The sequence below is a fragment of the Phaeodactylibacter xiamenensis genome (assembly GCF_000759025.1).
Taxonomy (GTDB): Bacteria; Bacteroidota; Bacteroidia; order Chitinophagales; family Saprospiraceae; genus Phaeodactylibacter; species Phaeodactylibacter xiamenensis.
The window spans coordinates 66,850-84,633 of sequence record NZ_JPOS01000018.1 but is presented as its reverse complement, the minus strand read 5'-3'; the positions used below and the strand labels follow the sequence as shown (position 1 = coordinate 84,633).

The following is a 17,784-nucleotide window of genomic DNA, read 5'->3' as shown; positions in this document are numbered from 1 at the left end:
CCGTATGGCTCGAAAACAGTGCTGGCGGTCACGAGGGCGTTAAAATCTTCTTAACTTCTGCGGTTTTTTGTGGAAAAAATGCGACTTTAAGATCCTGAATCAAGTCAACATTGGAAGAAGGCCAGGAAATAAACAGCCTCCGCCATTCATTAATACAATCAGAAAAAAAACCTATTTGAATATGAGAATGCTATTTCTGACTGCAGTATTGCTCTTTGCCTTTGGTACTTCGGTAACAGTACAGGCGCAAGAGTTATCCAAAGAGGAGAAAAAAGAATGGAAAAACAAAGCCAAGGAATACAAGCGTAACCCTGCGGCTCTAAAATCCCTTTCTGAAAGTGTAGACCGTTATAAGCGGGAAGCCAATGAGTATGCTTCACAGATCAACGAAATGGAGGCAGAAAAGGCGAACCGCCGTGCCCGTATCGCCCAACTGGAACGCGACAACGCCCAAATGCAGGACAAGCTGGCTGCCACGCTTAATGAGCTCGATCAGCTGAGAATGTCTGCTCCGTCATCACCGCCACCTATGGGCAACGCTATGCAGGGCCTTGTCTTCCGGGTACAAATTGGTGCCTTCGAAAAGCTCAACGTGCCTTCCACCTTGGATGGCGAAGATGACAACATGGACCTGGAAATGGTCGATGGGCTCCAAAAAATTATTATCGGTAAATACCCGGATGTGGAAAGTGCAGAGGCGCTTCGAAGCTATATGCAGCAACTAGGCATTTCTGATGCCTGGGTGGTGGCTTACCAGGATGGCATGCGCATACCGGTAGAAAGCGTAGTGCCTGGATACGGCCAGTAAGAAGGGTTGAAAAAAATCGGAATGGGTTGTTGATTCAACAGTCAGAACAGACGATGTGATCAGCAACCCATTTTTTATCTCCTCTTTCCTCCACCTTTACCACGGTGGCTTCCGCCTTTTTTCCCTTTTCGGAAATTGCCTCCCCTGCTGCCACCACGGCCTTTTCGGGGTTGGGGTTTGGCATCTTTCAATTCTTCAGGCAGCGGCAGGCGTTGTACTTTCCGCTCGATCAGCTCCTCGATGCGCTTGAAGCGGTACATATCTTCCCCGTTGATGTAGGTGAAGGCCATACCGGAAGCTTCCGCCCGGGCGGTACGCCCAATGCGGTGCACGTAGTCCTCTGCATCGCCCGGTACGTCAAAATTGATGACTGCATCAATACCTTTGATATCGATGCCCCGCGAAAGCACATCCGTAGCCACAATCACAGGGGTATTCCCGCTTTTGAAGCCGTGCAACTGTTTTTCCCGTTCTTCCTGCGAAAGGTCGGAATGGATAGCGCCAGCTTGTATGCCTTTGCGTTGCAGGGCCTGCGCCAGGTCTTTGACTGTTTTTTTGCGGCCCGCAAAGATGATGACGCGCTCCAGCCGTTTGTTCGCTTCCAGTACCTTTTCGGTCAATGCGATCTTGGCGTGGTCTTCCACTTCATAGACCAGCTGCAGAATATTCTCTGCCGGTTTGGAAATGGCAATATTGATCTCCTTTGTGGGCCCGTTCAGGATTTGCATGGCAAACTTCCGGATTTGGGCAGGCATGGTGGCGGAGAACAGCAGGTTTTGCCGTTCAAGGGGCAGCTTATGCACAATATTCATAATGGCTGGTGCAAAACCCATGTCCAGCATTCGGTCTGCTTCATCCAGGATCAGGTACTTGAGGCCGCTAAAGTCCACATACCCCATATCCATGTGGGAGGTGAAACGCCCCGGTGTAGCGACGATAATGCTGGCGCCCCGCTTCAGGGCGCGCTTTTCCTGCTCCATGGCATGGCCGTCCCGCCCACCGTAAATGGCAATGGAGCTGATCGGCGTGAAGTAGGAGAGGGCTTCCAGTTGCTGGTCCACCTGCATCGCTAACTCCCGCGTAGGCTCAATAATCAGTGCCCGGACTTTGTCGTCGGACGATTCTTTGCTCAGCTCGTTGAGGACAGGCAGCAAAAAGGCAGCTGTTTTTCCGGTCCCGGTTTGGGCGCAAGCCAGTACATCCTGCCCTTCCATAATTGGAGGAATGGCCTGTTCCTGTACCGGAGTAGCCTCTTCAAAACCCATCGCGTAAAGGCCTTCCAGAAGGGAAGGCTCAAAACCAAATTCGTTAAATTTCAATGTCTCTGTATTATTTAGTATCGCTTTATACGCAAATTTGCGCTAAAAACGACTGAAAATCACGATTTCTTACATAATAACGGCCACAAAGGTACGCTAATGCAGCCAAACCGCTGGAATTACTTTCACCTGCTGCCTTTTTCTTCTGTTTTTCGTCGACAACTCTTTCGATTCAGTCTATAGAACAGCTCATTCCAGCAACAAATAAGGACAGTAGCAGGTTCTTAACGTAAATTACGCATTGTAAGATTATCCACCATGCAGTATCGTAAATCTTTTCAGACTTCCAGTAATAACCCCTTCAGCTCCATCATTGGCGTGGTGCTGGGTGTCCTTTTTTTGCTCGGGCTCTTTTTTGTCGCCCGGATTATCTTTACCATCCTGTATTACCTTTCGCCGGTTATGCTGATTGCCGCGCTCATCATCGACTATAAATCCGTGACGGGTTATGGCAAATGGCTGGTGGATAAAGTAAAGACTAACCCGCTCTTGGGTATCGGTGGCATTTTGCTAACGGTCCTCGCCTTTCCTCTGGTGAGCCTGTTCCTACTGGGCAAAGCCTTGTTCAAAAAGAAGGTACGGGAGGTCGAGCAGGAAGTGGAGCGGCAGCGGGAAGGTGAGTACGTCGATTTTGAAGAACTCGACAGCGAGCCCATGGACCTCAAACGATTGGAAGAGCAATTTCGCGAACAGGAAAACCCCAAACGCCGCAGCAGCAATTACGACGATTTCTTCGATAGCCAGTCCTGATGGCAGTGGGGCTGATCATTGGCGGAGCCAGCCTGGCTCTCGGTGCTGCGTACTTGTTGTTGATTCAATGGGTAATCAGGCAGTGGCATAAGCTCCCTGTATTTGAGCCCGCCCCTATTGAGCCCGCCCCTTCCGTAACGATTCTTGTGGCCGCCCGTAATGAGGCTGCCAATATCCGGCATTGCCTTCAGGCCTTATCCCAGCAAAACTACCCTGAGCTGTCCCTGCAAATCGTCGTGATTGACGACCACTCCACAGATGCCACCGCTGAAATGGTGGAAGCCTTTCCACATCCTAATCTCACCTTGCTCCGCTTGCCCGCAGGGCAGTATGGGAAAAAGCGGGCGCTGGAGCTGGGGGCAGCTGCAACACAAAGTACATACCTGCTCACCACTGATGCTGATTGCCAGCCGCCGCCACTTTGGGTGCAGGAGCAGGTACAGCATTTGGAAAGCGCGGCGCTTGCTGCTTCGACGGGCCCTGTACTGCTCACCGGCACAGATAGCCTGCGCTACCGGTTCCAGGCGCTTGACATGGCCGGCATGATGGTGCTAACGGCGGTGGGCCTGCATACCGGCACCTGGATTTTGGGCAACGGAGCGAGCCTTGCCTACCGCCGGGCGGCTTTTGAGGCAGCAGGCGGGTATGCGGATAACCGGGGCACGGCTTCGGGAGACGATATTTTTTTAATTGCTAAAATCACCAGGGGGCAGGGGCTTCCGGTCCGGTTTTTAAAAAGTGCAACTGTGGCAGTGCCCACGCCGGCGGCTCCGGACTGGGCGGCTTTTTTACGGCAGCGGCTGAGGTGGGGCACCAAAAATGCAGCGGCGCCGGCAAGTGCAGGCACGACGCTTGCATTAGGTATTGCTTTCCTGCTGAGTTGGTCTATTTTGCTGTCGCCCCTGTTGTTTCTGGCCGTAGGGCACTTCTGGCTGGTCTTTCTGGCGCTGTTGTTACTGCTCAAGGCTCGGGCAGACTACGGGCTGCTCAAAACAGCCTGTCAGTTTTTCCATCAGGAACACTTACTGAAATCCTTTGCCCGCTCGGAGGTGCTGCACATTGGCTACATAGCATTCATTGGGCTGGCCTCCTTATTTGTGCGAAAGTATCAGTGGAAGGACAGGTATGTGAAGTAGGGTTGAGGGCTAAGGTCAGGCTGAAGCCTGGAGTGCTTCGAGCCGGGTTTTGAAGAGGTACTTCGGCGTGGAAGCGTAGAGCTCTTCGTACCGCTGCAGGGCAGATTTCCGGTATTTTTCCACCTCTGGCAGCAAAAGAAAGAGTTCGTAGTAGATGGCCGCTTCCTCTTCAAGTTCTTCCACTTCCTGTAGCAGATTTTCCAGTGATTGTAAGGCTTTTTCCTTTGCGCCATGGGCGTGTTCCTGCTTAGCCAGTAACATCCGGGTTTCAAATACCAGGTCCGGGTTGCCCAGAGCTTCGGCGATGGCCTGAGCTTCTTGAGCTACAGGCTTAAGCTCTTCAAGCCTGTTAAGGGCAAGCAGCACGAGGCCTTTTTCCGCAAGGCTGGCCCCCAGGACAAGGCGGTTGTTGATCATCCGGGTTACCTCAATGGCACGGTTGTAGTAATACAGGGACCGGTCGTAGGCTTGAGTAAAATAAAATACATCGCCCAGGGTATTCAGTGCTTTGGCAATCCCTTTCTGATAGCCTAGTTCCTCGCAGAGCATCAGGTTCTTCTGCAGGTACTCAATAGCTCGCTGGAAGTGGCCTTCAATACTGTACAGCTCTCCGATCAGCCCCAGCGCGATAGCAGTCCCCTGCTTATCGCCTAGTTCCTCACAGAGTTCCAGGTCATGCTGGAAGTTCTCCATGGCCCGCAGGTAATCGCCCTTGCGTTCATAAACACTGCCGATACAGCCGATGGCAATAGATGTGAGTTGCTTGTTGCCAAGTTCTTCGCTCAGGGCCAGCCCTTTCTGATAGCTTTCCAGAGCGGCATCGTAGTCGCCTTTCTCAAAATAGACGATACCGAGATTGGTAAAGAGGTTGGCCATGCCCTGTTTGTCGTTGAGCCGCTCGCTGACTTTGAGCTGAGCCAACTGGCAACGGATACCCTCATCGTAGTTGCCCTGGTTCATATGAGTCAGCCCAAGGTTGGCGGCCACCTGTGCGCTTCCTGTGGGGTCAGACTCCCTGTTTTCTGCACCAAGGCTTCTTTCGAAGTAGCCCTTTGCTTCATCGTACTTTCCCTGCCGGAAGAAAAACTCGCCCAGGCTACCGTAGGCTTTGGCTTTGCCTACTTCGTCCTCTATAGATTCGAACAAGCCTGCGGCGACCTGGAGGTACTGTTGTGCCCGGCTGTAATCGCCTTTGAGCATGAGCAGCCGGCCCAGGTTATTGTTGGCCTGGCCCAGCAACAGGACATCGCGGGTTTGTTTGGCCAGGCTCAGGGCTTCTTCGTAGGTTCTTTCGCACTCATCCCAGTTACCGATCAGCTCAAGGACTTTGCCTTTATTGAGATAGGTTTGAATCTGATCAGCATTATCTTTTTGTTTACCAAGCTTGGTGAGCAGCTTTTCGTAGTAGTCGAGTGCCTGTTGATTTTGATAGTTGCTGCGGGCATAGTCGGCAGCTTTTTGAAGGTATTCACAGGTTTTGTCAAAAACATTAGCCTGTTCGTAGTGAAACGCCAGATCGGCATAACGTTCTTCGATGTTATCGGCGTACAGGTCTTCAATCGCTTCCCCAATGAGGCCATGAAGTTGCTCCAGGCGAGTGCGGAGCTGCATGCCGTACACGGCTTCCCGGAGTAGGGAGTGCCGGAAGATGTAGCGCAGCTCATTCATAGCGTGCCAGATCTGCCCCTTCTCTGCCCGCTTAATCTGATCGCGGAGGACTGCGGAGGCGGCGCCATTCTTTGCCGCAAAGCCATCCTGTTTGCGCATGACTTGCGTCAAAATGGGGATATCAAACTCGCGCCCAATCACCGCAGCGGCTTTTACGGTTTCCTTCACCAGTTCGCTCAGCCGGTCGATGCGAGCGGTGAGAATGGCATTAATGGAGCTGGAAAGCTTCACATCTTTATCGTGTATGGTCCAGCGCCCGCCCTCCTGTACCAGCAAATCCCGCTCTGCAAAGTATTCCAGCATCTGCTCCAGGTAAAAAGGGTTGCTGTTGGAGGTCCGTAGCAGGGTATCCAGAAATTCCGGGTGGATGGTGCCGCCCAGGCGCAATTCGGCAAACTCCTGCACGGCATCAGGGCTCAGTGTGTTCAGGTCCACTTCAATGTGGGGCAGCCTGTACTGCTCCAGCAGGGCGGGCTCCAGCAGTTTTGGTTTGGAACCATCGTCAAGGTAGCGGGAAGTCAGGACCACTGCAATCGGATAGCGACTCAGCTGACGGACAAATTCGGTGAGTAACTCCCGGCTGTTTTCATCCATCCAGTGGCCGTCTTCCACTTCTACTACCACCGGCTGTATGAGCGACTCCGTGATAAGGAGGTTGATGATAGAGGATATCGTGTTTTGGTAACGGCCTTTAGCGTCAAGTACATCCCAGATAGAATCCTGGTAATTAAGCCCGATGAGCGCAGCCAGTACCGACTTGGTCCGTACCAGTTCGCGGCGGGCAGTTTTGGCTTCGGGGCGGTTGAGTTCCTCCAGGTCTTCCAGTAGTTGGTGATAGCGCTCCTCGAAGTGCTGGAAATTAGCCATGGAGGTGCTCTCCGGATATTGCTCGAAGTAATTTTTCAGGAAGGTAATGAAAGGGTTGAAGGGCTTGCGCAGAATCTGATCGGCCTGGCAGGTATGCCATTGTACCAGCCCCTCCTCAAAAAGTAGTTTTTTGAATTCATGCATCAGGCGGCTCTTGCCCACGCCGGCCTCTCCGAATATATAGGCCACGCCTGCGGTCTGCTCCCCGAAGATAGGCTGAATGAAAGACAGCAGCTCGCTCAGCTCCTGATTGCGGCCGACCATCTGACTGGAATAGGCCGGGCGGGATTCATAGTTGCGCCCAATCAGCTTGTAGGTAGGTACATTGCCTTTGATACCTTTGTAGCGGATGTCCCCCCGGTGCTGAAAGTTGAAGTGGTGGTTTTTCTGTATCTCACTGTCCACCAGCACATCGCCCCACTTGGCATGTGTCATCAGGCGGGCAGCCAAATTGACCCGGTTGCCTACAGCTGCATACTGACAGCGCTCCCGCCCTCCGACGATGCCGGTATAGGCGGTGCCAATGGTGATGCCGGCCCGGTACTCCAGCCCGGTGTCCAACTGTAGTTGCCGCAGGTTTTCCCGTACACTGAAAATGAACTCCAGGGCCCGGTCGTTGCTGTTCTCAAAAGAAACAGGAGCCCCGAAAAAGCCCACCATCACACCTCCCTTGTCTCCAAAGTCCACTTCCTTGAAGTAGCCGGAGAAGTTGTGCATTTCCTCGATCACAATTGTCGCAAATTCGTCCAGCACCTCATGGCTTTCCACTCCCTGAAAGGATAAAAAGATGGAAATAACGGTGCGGAACTCTCCGTCTTGCTGATAACTGGCCACAGACTCTGGTAAGAACTGCCGTACAATGGCTTTATCCAGCTCCGGCAAATTAGCGCGTTCCGGCAGGGTGCGTTCCACTTCCGGCAGCAAGCCCCAGACTTTATAAAAGCCCTCTTCCAGTTTTTTGAGGTAGAAGCCTTCCTGCTTGAGCTGATGCCCCAGCTCGTCATCCACCACAATATCCTGGTCTTTAGCCTTCACCTGGCACTCGGCGCACTGATCAATCGGCTTACCCCGGAAGTAGAAGGATTTATGGTCTGTTTTGCCTACAATCCCCCATTCCACGTTGCCATAGGAAAGCCCAAACTTGATGCCAATGGTAAAGTTGTTGAAGCGGAATTCCCGCTTACTGAACAGATAGCGGGCGAGCATGGCTACTTTTATGATATCCTGCCCTCGCTCCTCAGAACGGTCGGCAGGGAAAATAGCTGTAAAGGCGTCGCCGGCAAAGTAGGGGATGAAACCGCCCCTGCTATAGACCAAATGGACGAGCGGCTCAAATATTTCATTGAGGACATTTGTCAATTGCTCCGCCCCCTGGCTACCCTGTTGCATAAGGGCTTCGGTCAGCGGTGTAAAGCCAGACAGGTCCACAAATAGCGTGTAGGCTTGCAACTGCCCCTGGGCGTGCCCTGCCTTGAACCGGTCCTGAATGAAGTGTGGAATTAGGTTTTTCACAGATCGTTTGTCCTCGTTCCGTTATCAGTGTGGCAAATTACAAATTTTCCGGTTGGCGGACTAATCCGTGGGCGGACTGTGCACCGGTAAACCGGATAGGAGGTGGGTAAAAGGGCAGGCAAGATGTGATCTGGGGGCGTGATAATAATCGCTCAATAGATTTTGAGATTGATTTCGCGGGGTATAACGCAGATGTTTTTAACTAAATTATGTTGGAGTAGATTAATTCGTATTTCAACACAGGAAGTCTCGTTCTTTTTTTATTTTCCAGCCTAAAAAGTGCCAAGTTTATGCGCCGATTGCTAGTCGCTACTGATTTTTCTCCCGCTGCCCGTACAGCCTTTGAGTACACCTTGCAACTGGCCGCCCACCTGCAGGCTGAAGTCCATCTGCTTTTTATTAACAAAGTGGTGAGCGCGGAGACCTCGCTGCCGGAGCAGCACAGACGGGCACTTATTGAACGCGATAACCGGGAGTACGGCAAGAAGCTGCAACGCTGGGCCCGGCACTACCCTGATCAGCCCCGGGAGTATGTTGCCGCGCCCAATCTCCATTTTCATGTGAGGCCAGGAAAGGCCGCTTCCGGAATCATTCAGGCTGCCAGCGAACTTCAGGTGGAAGCCATTGTGCTGGGCGGGCGCGAAAAGCACAACATCCGCGAGCATTTGTTTGGCAGTGTCACCACCCAGCTCATTGGCCGCAGCCCCTGCCCTATGCTCATTATTCCGGAAAAAGCACGGTATCAAAAGCTGCAAAGCATTGCCCTCGCGGTTGACATCACCCTCAGCGAAGAACGTGTGTTTCAACAATTGAAAGAAGTGGCCAAGCCGCTAGAGGCCTCCGTACAGCCTTTTTTTGTCAATATGCTTCCGGGTGAACAGGACAAGATTAAACTGGAGCAGCTGGATGCAAACGGGCAGCGCATCGACATGGTACGCGACCGGGAGATAACGAGCGGTATCACCTATTATCTGGAGCAAAACCAGGTACAAATGCTCGCTATGTATATTCCGCGAAGGGCATTTCATGAACACCTGCTGCATGGGCACCTCCTTCGGTATATGGCCTGGCATACGCCACTGCCTTTGTTGCTGATGCGGGAGTAACCACCCTATTCAAACGACCAGTACGGCTCCATCTTTTTCAGGACCTCTGCCGGGATCGACCGGATTTTGGCCACCTCCGCTGCTGAGGTAAAAGCACCGTGCTGCCCCCGGTAAGCGATGATAGCGTTGGCGTGCTTCCAGGTCAGGTAAGGGTGCGCCTTCAGGCCGGTAGCATCCAAATGGTTGATCCGTAAGCGCTGCACCGGTTGGTCAACCACCAACTGTGGACGGATGCGCTGAAAGGTGCTGTCGGGCAGCCCGTAGGTCTCCCCAACCTGGTCCACATGAGCAAAACCGCCCAGCTTGTCTCTGAATCCACATATGCGGCGGGCTAAAGCCGGGCCGATTCCCTGCAAAGCCTGCCACTCTTCCGGGGCCGCGGTATTGATGCGGATGGATGTGGGTGGCTCAGTGGCTTCAGGGCTCGGCGGGGTGGCTTGGGCTTCTTCATCCGCTGCCTGGCTTTCGGGCCTGGGCTCACCTTTGGGGATCGATACATAAGGCATCAGTGCTTCAGCCTGATCAGGTGGTAAGCCGTATATCTTTTTCAGGTCTTCGGGTTGCCGGAACTGCCCCCCCTTTTCCCGGTAATTAATCAGGGTGCGTACTGTGCGCCCGGAGAGCCCCAACAGCATCAGGCTATCGCCGGAAAGGGTGTTGGGGTCGAAGGCAAAGCGTTGGGGTGCAGGTGCTTTGGCAGCACGGCGGGTTGTGCCCTGAGGCTCGGTCGGGCGATTGAGTATGCGAACGTAAGGGGCGATCCGGGCATAATCTTCCTCGGATAGGGTGTAAATGTCCTGCAGGTCTTCGGTTTGCCGGAAGGGCCTGACCTTTTCGCGAAAGCGGACAATAGTATTGGCGGTCTTTCGCGATAGCCCCAGCAGCTGAAGGCTGTCCAAAGGCAATGTGTTGGGGTCGAAATGGAATAAGGCTGGCTCCGGGGCAGTGGTCGAAGGGGCGTCTTCGGGGGCAAGGAAAGCTTCCAGCTCCGCCTCAAAGCCATCAAATTCAACAGAAGTTGGAGGAGATAAAATAGGGTACACCAATGGCAGCAGTGCAAAGATGAAGATTAAGATAGCCAGTACCCATGCTCCGTTGCGCTCTGATTTGGTGTAGTAGAAATAGTCTTTTAGCCAGTCGTTCATTCTGCCGGGTTTTTAATCCATGATTCAATGATACCGTTTTCCAGCGTTACCGCTCCTGTCTGGGCAGTGTAGTAAAAAGCAAGGCCTAGCGCCTTCGCCTCCTCCGACCAGCCTGCTGCCCGCCAGGGTGGGTTGGAGCCATCAGCGATAAAGCATGAGGTGTTTATGCGCTCCAGGACTTTGGCAAGCCTTACTTTGGGGCTTTGGCTCAGAACCACGGCATCCACCCGGAAGCTTCCCGTTCCTGTCAGTTGCGCTGCGTCTTCGAGGACCAGCAACCGGGTTTCCCCTAGCTGCCAGTAGCCCTTTTGCCCTGCCGCCGCATCCACCTTTGCGGACTGTCGGGGGGAGAGGAGGGTGTCCACACTAGCCCGGCGGCGCCAGCGGTGTGCCTCACAGGCGAAAGCCAGCCGGTCCTCCTTCATTGCAGGGCTGGTGATTTGAGTGATATGGTTGCCGTGAAATACATCTACCGCAGTATGCTTATACACCTGGTATATCACTATCGATTGTTGTTGCGAGCTTACCCATTTTTCCCAGGCATATCCACCCGCCATTAGCGCCCCTAACAACAAGCTGCCCAGCACCCATCGGAACTGTCGGGTCCGGTGCCCCAGTACCAGCCCCACCAATAACGCATAGAGCCCCCAAGCGCCTGCGGACCCCATCCAAATGCCTTCCAAAAGCCCGCCGGGCAGCTGCTGAATGACAAAGATGCCCGCATTGACCAAATAGATAAGGCCGTAGAGTACTTTGGCAATCAGCGCCCCCAGAACAGGCACACTGTGAAAAGCCAGCAGCAGAAGTGTTAGGGAAAGGATAAGCCCGGCAGCGGGCACTACAATCAGGCCCGAAAGCACAAAGTAGAGGGGGAACTGATGAAAGTAATACAGGCTGATGGGCAAAGTGCCGAGTTGTGCCGCCAGAGAAACAGCAGACAGCTGCCAAAGATAGTCGCCAATCCGGTTTTCGATATGCCAAAGGCTGTAGATGCGGGGCTGAAAGTAGACGATGCCCAGCACCGCCAGATAAGACAGCTGAAAACCTACATGGTACAACAGGTTGGGATTGGTTGCCAGCAGTACAAGCGCTGAGGCCGCCAGGGTGTTGTAGACATTTGTAGTCCGCTGCAAAGCAAGGCCGACTGCCAAAAAGCTAAACATAGTGGATGCGCGGAGCACGGAAGGGGCGGCGCCTGTCAAAAGCGCAAAGGCCCAAATGCCAGCAATGATTAGCCCGGTCTTGACTATTTTCCACCAGGGCTGTCTCAGCGGGACGCGCCCCAGCAACCACATAAGGATGAGCTGTACCAGGCCTACGTGCAGCCCGGATACGGCCAACACATGCATGGCACCGGTATTGGCATAGGCATTTTCGATTTCTTCCGTCAGAGCCGATTTGTATCCCATAGTCAGCGCGGCGCCTACGGCATATTCGTTTGGGGTAGGCAGGTATTGTTTCAGTATTTCAAGGGCCTTGGTGCGCAGGTGCCCGGCAACACTCATCAGCCCGGGCTGATGCTCCAGCCGTACCCAGTTTGTATCTGCAAAAACCTGATGATGGATATCCCGGGCAGCCAGGTATTTTCTGTAGTCAAACTGATCCGGGTTGAGTGGAGGGGCTACAGACTGGACTTTTCCACGTACCATGATACGGTCCCCCGGAACCAGAGACGCATCAGGCAGCGGCCGGTCCAGATAGGCGAGCACTTTCCCGGCAGAGGGGCGGGCATGTCCGGTTGTGTCTGAAGTGGCGGTAGTACGTAATGTCACTTTCAGCCTTTGACCGGCGGGTACCACTTCTGTGACTGTACCCATAAGTACGGCAGGGTGGTCTTCCCGGAGTTGGTTTTGGAAGTGATGGGCGTAGCTACGGGTATCATGCAATACAGTCAGCACAAGCCCCAAACCAGTAAAAACCACCGTAATTATTGCGCCGGGCAACCATCTGAACCGGAATGCCCACTTTCGGTACCGGGAAAAGCCCAAAGCAATAATGCCAACGAGTGCGAGTCCCAGCCCCAGCTTCCAATAGGGCAAAATGCGAGCCAGGCCGACCCCCAGTATAGTGGGCAGCAGTAGTCTTAGCATGGGGGTCTCTCTCCAGTTCATAATGGCGGAAGAGCTTTTATGTCAAAGTTATCTAACCTGTTGTTTTTCAGCCAGAGTTCCTGTTTTGCTGCCCAACGACTCAAACAGTGCGCTTTGTCAATACCAGTGCGCGCTTGCTTTTTTATTTTTGCATTTTAAGGGCCCCGGCAAATAAAAATAGAACATTTTTTAAAAAACACCTTAAATTCTTATCAGTCGGTGGTCTGCAGTTGATTATCAATAGCTTAATTCGATCTGTAAATTGTGTACAATATACACTAAGCGTGCCCTGTTTAATTTGGTAAGGATTGAAATATTTCTTTATTTTCCACCTGTATACTATAATGACTGGCTATAATGAACGAATTCAACGAATATTTTAAGTCTGCTTTTACAGTTGATAATGTGATTTTTGGATTTGATGAGGGCGACCTGAAGGTATTGCTCATCAAACGTGGAGAAGAGCCCTATCATGGCAAATGGGGCCTGCCGGGCTATTTTGTGTACCCTAATGAAGACCTTGACACGGCTGCGAAGCGGGTGCTGGAGGAGCTGACAGGGTTGCGCAACGTCTTCCTGGAGCAGGTCAAAACGTTTGGTACCGTTAACCGTCACCCTTTTGGGCGGGTCATCACGGTAGCCTATTTTTCGCTCATAAAAATCAGCCACTATACCCTCCAACCTTCTTCCATTGCACGTAAAGCGAAGTGGCACTCTGTAGCCGAGGTGGAAGACCTGGCGTTTGATCACAATGACATCCTTAATGCTTGCTTCAACCGCCTGAAGTGGCTGGTCCGCTCCCGGCCGGTGGGGTTTGAGCTGTTGCCGCCTAAGTTCACCCTGACGGAGCTGCAGCACCTCTACGAAGCCATTCTGGAAACCAAGCTGGATAAGCGGAATTTCCGGAAAAAGATTCTGACGATGGATCTGCTGGTGGATCTGGAGGAAACCCAGGAAGGCGTGGCACACCGCCCGGCCCGATTGTATCAGTTTGACCGCAACCGCTATGAACAGCTACTTGCCGAAGGGCTCAGCTTCGAGCTTAAGGAAAGCAAGCGAAAGGAACCCACAGAGCGCAAGCCCCGTACAAGAAGGAAACCTCAGCAGATGGCCTAGTGGCCTGCCTTTACCATGCTTCGCCGTAAGTATTGCCGATTACAAGGCGCAGCTCTTCGTATGTCTCCCGGTAGGTATTGATGAGTTCGATTACAGCGCCTTTTCGGTCGGCAGTAAGCGTCCGCTGAAAGGCAAGTGTTGTGGATACAGATGCCGCTATCTCAGGAAAGAAGATCTCATCTCCATTATTTCGCGACTCGAAGAAACCGTAGTGCCCGTCAGTTAACACCTGTCTTTCCGTGATCTGTTCCAGTTCGGCATAGAAATCGGCAGCAGCATTGCTCAGGCTATCAATACCCTGATGGTCAATGTACCCCCAAAGGGTATGCTCAGGCATACGGAACAACCGCTCACGTAGTGGCAGTACCCCTCCCCCGGACTCAATTTCAATTTGAAAAAATGAATCGCTGACCCTCAGCGTCCCTTCCCGTTCCAGCGTTTCCCGAAGGGCAATCGAAACCGGATAAAAACCATTGCTCAGCGTTCCAATCTCTACCAAAGCCCGTGCCGGCTCATCTGCCGGGTCGCAATCACTGGACGTCAATACCTGATTGATGCTTAAAACGAGCGTCTGCCCTTCCTGCCAGTGAAAGGTATAGTCTATACCGGCATCTTCACAACCAACGGATTCAATAGTGCGCAGCTTCCAGTTTAAGGAACGGTTGCCGTTTTCAAAGTCCTCAGCGAGCTCCAGATAAAATTCGTCTTCCACATCAGGCACCACAACCGTATCTGAATCAAGGTTGCAGCCAGCAGCCAGCAATAGTACACCAATAAGCCCCAGGTAAAATTTTGTCATCTTCATTTTTTCCTTCCGGAAGTCAACGTTTGTCTCTTATCATAGGTATTAACGCACGGTCATTCAAAATGCTGCCTGCAAATCTAATAATACTGATAGGGGAATCCGACTTTAAAACACATCAATAAGGTAATACACCAAAACCAGCACTATCTACATCTAGTATTTGCAGGCTTTTATCCAAAATAAGTGCCTGTCTGGCAAGGGGCGTTAACTTTGTCAGTCGCCTGAAGTACCGATCAGGCCGTACTACTGCAACCCGACTGTATATGATACAACTGAAAAACATTCGTAAAGCCTACCAAACCGGGTACAACCGGTTGGAAGTCCTCAAAGGCATAGACCTCCACCTCAAAGAAGGCGCTTTTGCCTCTATCATGGGCTCTTCCGGTTCCGGCAAGTCTACGCTCCTCAACATCCTGGGTATTCTGGACGAATACGATGAAGGGGAATACCGCCTCGATGGCAAACTCATACAGGGGCTTTCGCAAACGGAAGCTGCTCAGTACCGCAACCGGTTCATCGGCTTCGTTTTCCAGTCTTTCAACTTACTCCCTTTTAAGACCGCTGCGGAGAATGTAGCGCTGCCCCTATATTATCAAAAAGTAGACCGCAACGAACGCCACAAACGTGCTGTCGAATACCTGGACATGGTCGGGCTGGCTGATTGGTCTGATCACTTGCCTACGCAATTGTCTGGTGGGCAGCAGCAGCGTGTTGCCATCGCCCGGGCCTTGATTACACAGCCTAAAGTCATACTGGCGGATGAGCCGACAGGCGCCCTGGATTCCAAAACCTCCTACGAGGTGATGGAGATTTTCAAAAAGGTGAACAACGATGGCATGACTGTTCTGATCGTCACGCATGAGAATGACATCGCTGCCATGACCCGGCAGGTCATCCGCCTGCGGGACGGACTCATCGAATCCAACGGAAGCCCTGTAGCCGCTACACCAAATACCCCGGGCCATGATTGATACCGATAAGTGGATAGAAATATTCAATTCCATTCAGCGGCATCCGCTGCGGACCATACTTACTGCCCTCGGGGTGTTTTGGGGCATTTTTATGCTGATCATACTACTCGGTGCGGGAGATGGCCTGCAGAACGGTGTGGAGTATGAATTCCGCGACGATGCTATCAACAGCATGTGGATTCGGAATGGCACCACCTCTATGCCCTACCGGGGACTGCCCAAGGGCCGGCGCATTGAGTTCACCAACGAAGACTACGACATGCTGCGCGAGCAGTTTGACGATATCGAGCACCTGACCGGGCGTTACTACCTTTCCGGCGATCAGATGACGGTCTACAAAGACAAAAGGCTCTCCTTTACCACCCGGGCGGTCCACCCCGGTCACCGCTACCTGGAGAATACTCTGATTGATGCCGGCCGCTACATCAGCGAACAAGACCTGAAAGAGGTCCGCAAGGTAGCCGTCATCGGTAAGATTGTGAAGCAGGACCTCTTTGGGGAAGAGGATGCTATTGGCAAAGCCATCGAAATCGGAGGTATTGTCTACACCGTCGTGGGCACTTACAGCGATACCGGGGGCGATAATGAGATGCGGATCATTTATATTCCGGTCACCACCGCACAAAAGGTATATGCCGGCACTAACCGCCTGCATCAGCTCATGCTGACGACGAAGGACCTTACCCTTGAAGAGACCAAAAAACTGGAAAACAAGATACACGCTGCCTTTGCTGCCAGGCATGACTTTAGTGTGGAGGACCGCCGGGCGGTATCCATCTTTAGCGCAGCGGAAGAGTACCAGGACTTTATTAATCTTTTTGCCGCCATCAAGATTTTCGTTTGGTTCGTTGGTCTTGGCAGCATCATTGCCGGGGTCATCGGTATCAGTAATATCATGTTGATTGTGGTGAAGGACCGGACCCGGGAAATCGGGGTCCGCAAGGCGCTGGGCGCCACGCCCTACTCCATTATATCCATGATCCTGCAGGAGGCCGTGCTCATAACGGCTGTAGCGGGCTACCTGGGGCTTTTGGCAGGTGTTGGCGTCATTAGCCTGATGGAGTCGATGGAAGTCGATTTCTTCCGCAACCCTCAGGTTGACCTGGGAGTGGGGCTGGCCGCTACCCTGGTGCTGGTCATTGCCGGTGCACTGGCCGGCTGGATGCCTGCCCGTCAGGCCGCCCGAATCAATCCTGTTGAAGCCATGAGAAGTTAACGATTATGCTACTAGACCGCGACAGCTGGCAGGAAATCCTTGCCACCCTAAAAAAACACAAGCTCCGCACCGGGCTCACCGCCCTGGGCGTATTCTGGGGCATCTTCATGCTGGTCTTTGTACTGGGCATGGGCAAAGGCCTGGAGAATGGCGTCTTCCGGGGCTTCGGAGAGCGTGCCAAAAACATCATGTTCGTCTGGCCGGAACGCACAACCATGCCCTATCAGGGCTTTCAGCCGGGCCGGTACCCTACCTTCCGTTTGGATGATATTGAAGCCATTCAGGAAACGCTGGGCGATGTGCAGCACGTTGCGCCCCGGTTGTCCATGAATAATGTCCCCGTTTACCGGAAGGAGATTGGCGAGACCCGGGAAATCCGGGGCGAACTGGACAATATGATCAAAGTCGAAGCCCTGAAGCTCTTCACCGGCAGGTACATCAATGAGCGTGATATTGAGGAGGCCCGCAAGGTTGCAGTAGTCGGGCAACGAACGGCAGAGCTGCTCTTTGGCGAGGAAGAGCCCATTGGGCAGTACATACGGGTGCAGGGCGTGGAATTCCAGGTGGTGGGCACCTTTGGTCCGCAGCAAGTGAAGCCCTGGACCGAGAGCGATATGGAAGCGATTGTCATTCCGCTAACGGCCATGTACCGGACCTTTGGGACCGGCGAGCGCATCGACTACTTCGTCTGCATGGCACAGCCCAATGTGCTGGTCAGTCAGGTGGAGCCACAGGTCAAGGACTTGCTGAAAAAGCGCCACCACATCCATCCGGAGGATCCGAGAGGCGTAGGCTCTTTCAACCTGGAAAATGAATTTTTGAGCATCACCAACCTGTTTGGGGGCATACAGGCTTTCCTCTGGTTTGTCGGTATCGGCACCCTGCTGGCGGGTATCGTGGGCGTGGGCAATATCATGCTTATTACCGTCAAGGAGCGCACCAAGGAGATCGGCGTGCGCAAGGCGCTGGGGGCACCGCCATCGAGTATCGTTCGGATGGTGCTGGCAGAGTCGGTCCTCATCACCGCCACATCGGGCTATCTGGGGCTTATCGTCGGGACTTTCCTGATCTGGGGCGTCAGTTCGCTGATGCGAGCCAATGATGTGGTACTCGACAATTTCCACAATCCGGAAATCAGCCTGTCGGTAGGCATAGGGTCCGTGATCCTGCTAACGCTTTCCGGGGTTATCGCCGGGGCCATACCCGCCCGGCATGCGGCACGGGTCAATCCGGTGGTCGCACTCAAAGATGAATAAGTTGAAGTCACCCATAAAA

Annotated in this window: 13 protein-coding genes; 8 read left to right on the top strand and 5 right to left on the bottom strand. The window is 53.0% G+C overall.

Features of this window, described 5'->3' with window-relative positions:
- The first annotated feature begins 181 nt into the window (after window positions 1–181).
- On the top strand, window positions 182–808 hold the full coding sequence (locus tag IX84_RS07090; RefSeq protein ID WP_152604948.1) for a coiled-coil domain-containing protein: 627 nt from the start codon (window positions 182–184) through the stop codon (window positions 806–808).
- Between the two features lie 74 nt (window positions 809–882).
- On the opposite strand, the gene IX84_RS07085 is transcribed toward IX84_RS07090, so the two are convergent.
- Window positions 883–2,127 (bottom strand): DEAD/DEAH box helicase, encoded by a 1,245-nt coding sequence (locus tag IX84_RS07085; protein WP_044218068.1) that lies wholly within the window; start codon window positions 2,125–2,127, stop codon window positions 883–885.
- 258 nt (window positions 2,128–2,385) lie between these two features.
- Here IX84_RS07085 and IX84_RS07080 point away from each other — a divergent pair, with 258 nt between their 5' ends.
- Together IX84_RS07080 and IX84_RS07075 are read left to right on the top strand one after the other, a co-directional pair.
- A complete protein-coding gene (locus tag IX84_RS07080) occupies window positions 2,386–2,877 on the top strand; it encodes a hypothetical protein (RefSeq protein WP_044218066.1) in 492 nt (163 codons plus the stop codon).
- A complete protein-coding gene (locus IX84_RS07075) occupies window positions 2,877–4,013 on the top strand; it encodes a glycosyltransferase (RefSeq protein ID WP_044218063.1) in 1,137 nt (378 codons plus the stop codon). The genes IX84_RS07080 and IX84_RS07075 overlap by 1 nt, the downstream gene beginning before the upstream one ends.
- A 15-nt stretch (window positions 4,014–4,028) precedes the next feature.
- On the opposite strand, the gene IX84_RS07070 is transcribed toward IX84_RS07075, so the two are convergent.
- The gene (locus IX84_RS07070) at window positions 4,029–8,060 is read right to left on the bottom strand and encodes a tetratricopeptide repeat protein (RefSeq protein WP_044218061.1); all 4,032 of its coding nucleotides are present in this window, start codon (window positions 8,058–8,060) and stop codon (window positions 4,029–4,031) included.
- Window positions 8,061–8,350: 290 nt separating this feature from the next.
- Between IX84_RS07070 and IX84_RS07065 the strand changes: the two genes are divergently transcribed.
- Window positions 8,351–9,166, top strand: a complete 816-nt coding sequence (locus tag IX84_RS07065) for a universal stress protein (RefSeq protein WP_044218058.1) — start codon at window positions 8,351–8,353, stop codon at window positions 9,164–9,166.
- Between the two features lie 5 nt (window positions 9,167–9,171).
- Here IX84_RS07065 and IX84_RS07060 read toward each other — a convergent pair whose 3' ends face one another.
- Both IX84_RS07060 and IX84_RS07055 read right to left on the bottom strand, forming a co-directional pair.
- Window positions 9,172–10,311 carry a ComEA family DNA-binding protein gene (locus IX84_RS07060; RefSeq protein ID WP_044218055.1) on the bottom strand — a complete coding sequence of 380 codons (1,140 nt, stop codon included), beginning with the start codon at window positions 10,309–10,311 and terminating at the stop codon, window positions 9,172–9,174.
- Window positions 10,308–12,422: a ComEC/Rec2 family competence protein gene (locus tag IX84_RS07055; protein ID WP_044218053.1), complete on the bottom strand. Its 2,115-nt coding sequence runs from the start codon at window positions 12,420–12,422 to the stop codon at window positions 10,308–10,310. The genes IX84_RS07060 and IX84_RS07055 overlap by 4 nt, the downstream gene beginning before the upstream one ends.
- A gap of 336 nt (window positions 12,423–12,758) precedes the next feature.
- On the opposite strand from IX84_RS07055, the gene IX84_RS07050 reads away from it, so the two are divergent.
- Window positions 12,759–13,517 (top strand): NUDIX hydrolase, encoded by a 759-nt coding sequence (locus IX84_RS07050; RefSeq protein WP_063978259.1) that lies wholly within the window; start codon window positions 12,759–12,761, stop codon window positions 13,515–13,517.
- A gap of 10 nt (window positions 13,518–13,527) precedes the next feature.
- Here IX84_RS07050 and IX84_RS07045 read toward each other — a convergent pair whose 3' ends face one another.
- Window positions 13,528–14,316: a hypothetical protein gene (locus IX84_RS07045; protein ID WP_044218052.1), complete on the bottom strand. Its 789-nt coding sequence runs from the start codon at window positions 14,314–14,316 to the stop codon at window positions 13,528–13,530.
- Between the two features lie 269 nt (window positions 14,317–14,585).
- Here IX84_RS07045 and IX84_RS07040 point away from each other — a divergent pair, with 269 nt between their 5' ends.
- From IX84_RS07040 to IX84_RS07030, 3 genes are read left to right on the top strand one after another with little or no spacing between them, the layout of a single operon-like run.
- Entirely contained in the window at window positions 14,586–15,293 is a 708-nt protein-coding gene (locus tag IX84_RS07040; protein WP_044218049.1) for an ABC transporter ATP-binding protein, read from the top strand.
- Window positions 15,286–16,509: an ABC transporter permease gene (locus tag IX84_RS07035; protein WP_044218046.1), complete on the top strand. Its 1,224-nt coding sequence runs from the start codon at window positions 15,286–15,288 to the stop codon at window positions 16,507–16,509. Before IX84_RS07040 ends, IX84_RS07035 begins: the two co-directional genes overlap by 8 nt.
- Before the next feature lie 5 nt (window positions 16,510–16,514).
- Window positions 16,515–17,765 (top strand): ABC transporter permease, encoded by a 1,251-nt coding sequence (locus IX84_RS07030; RefSeq protein ID WP_052515840.1) that lies wholly within the window; start codon window positions 16,515–16,517, stop codon window positions 17,763–17,765.
- The last annotated feature ends 19 nt before the right edge of the window (window positions 17,766–17,784 follow it).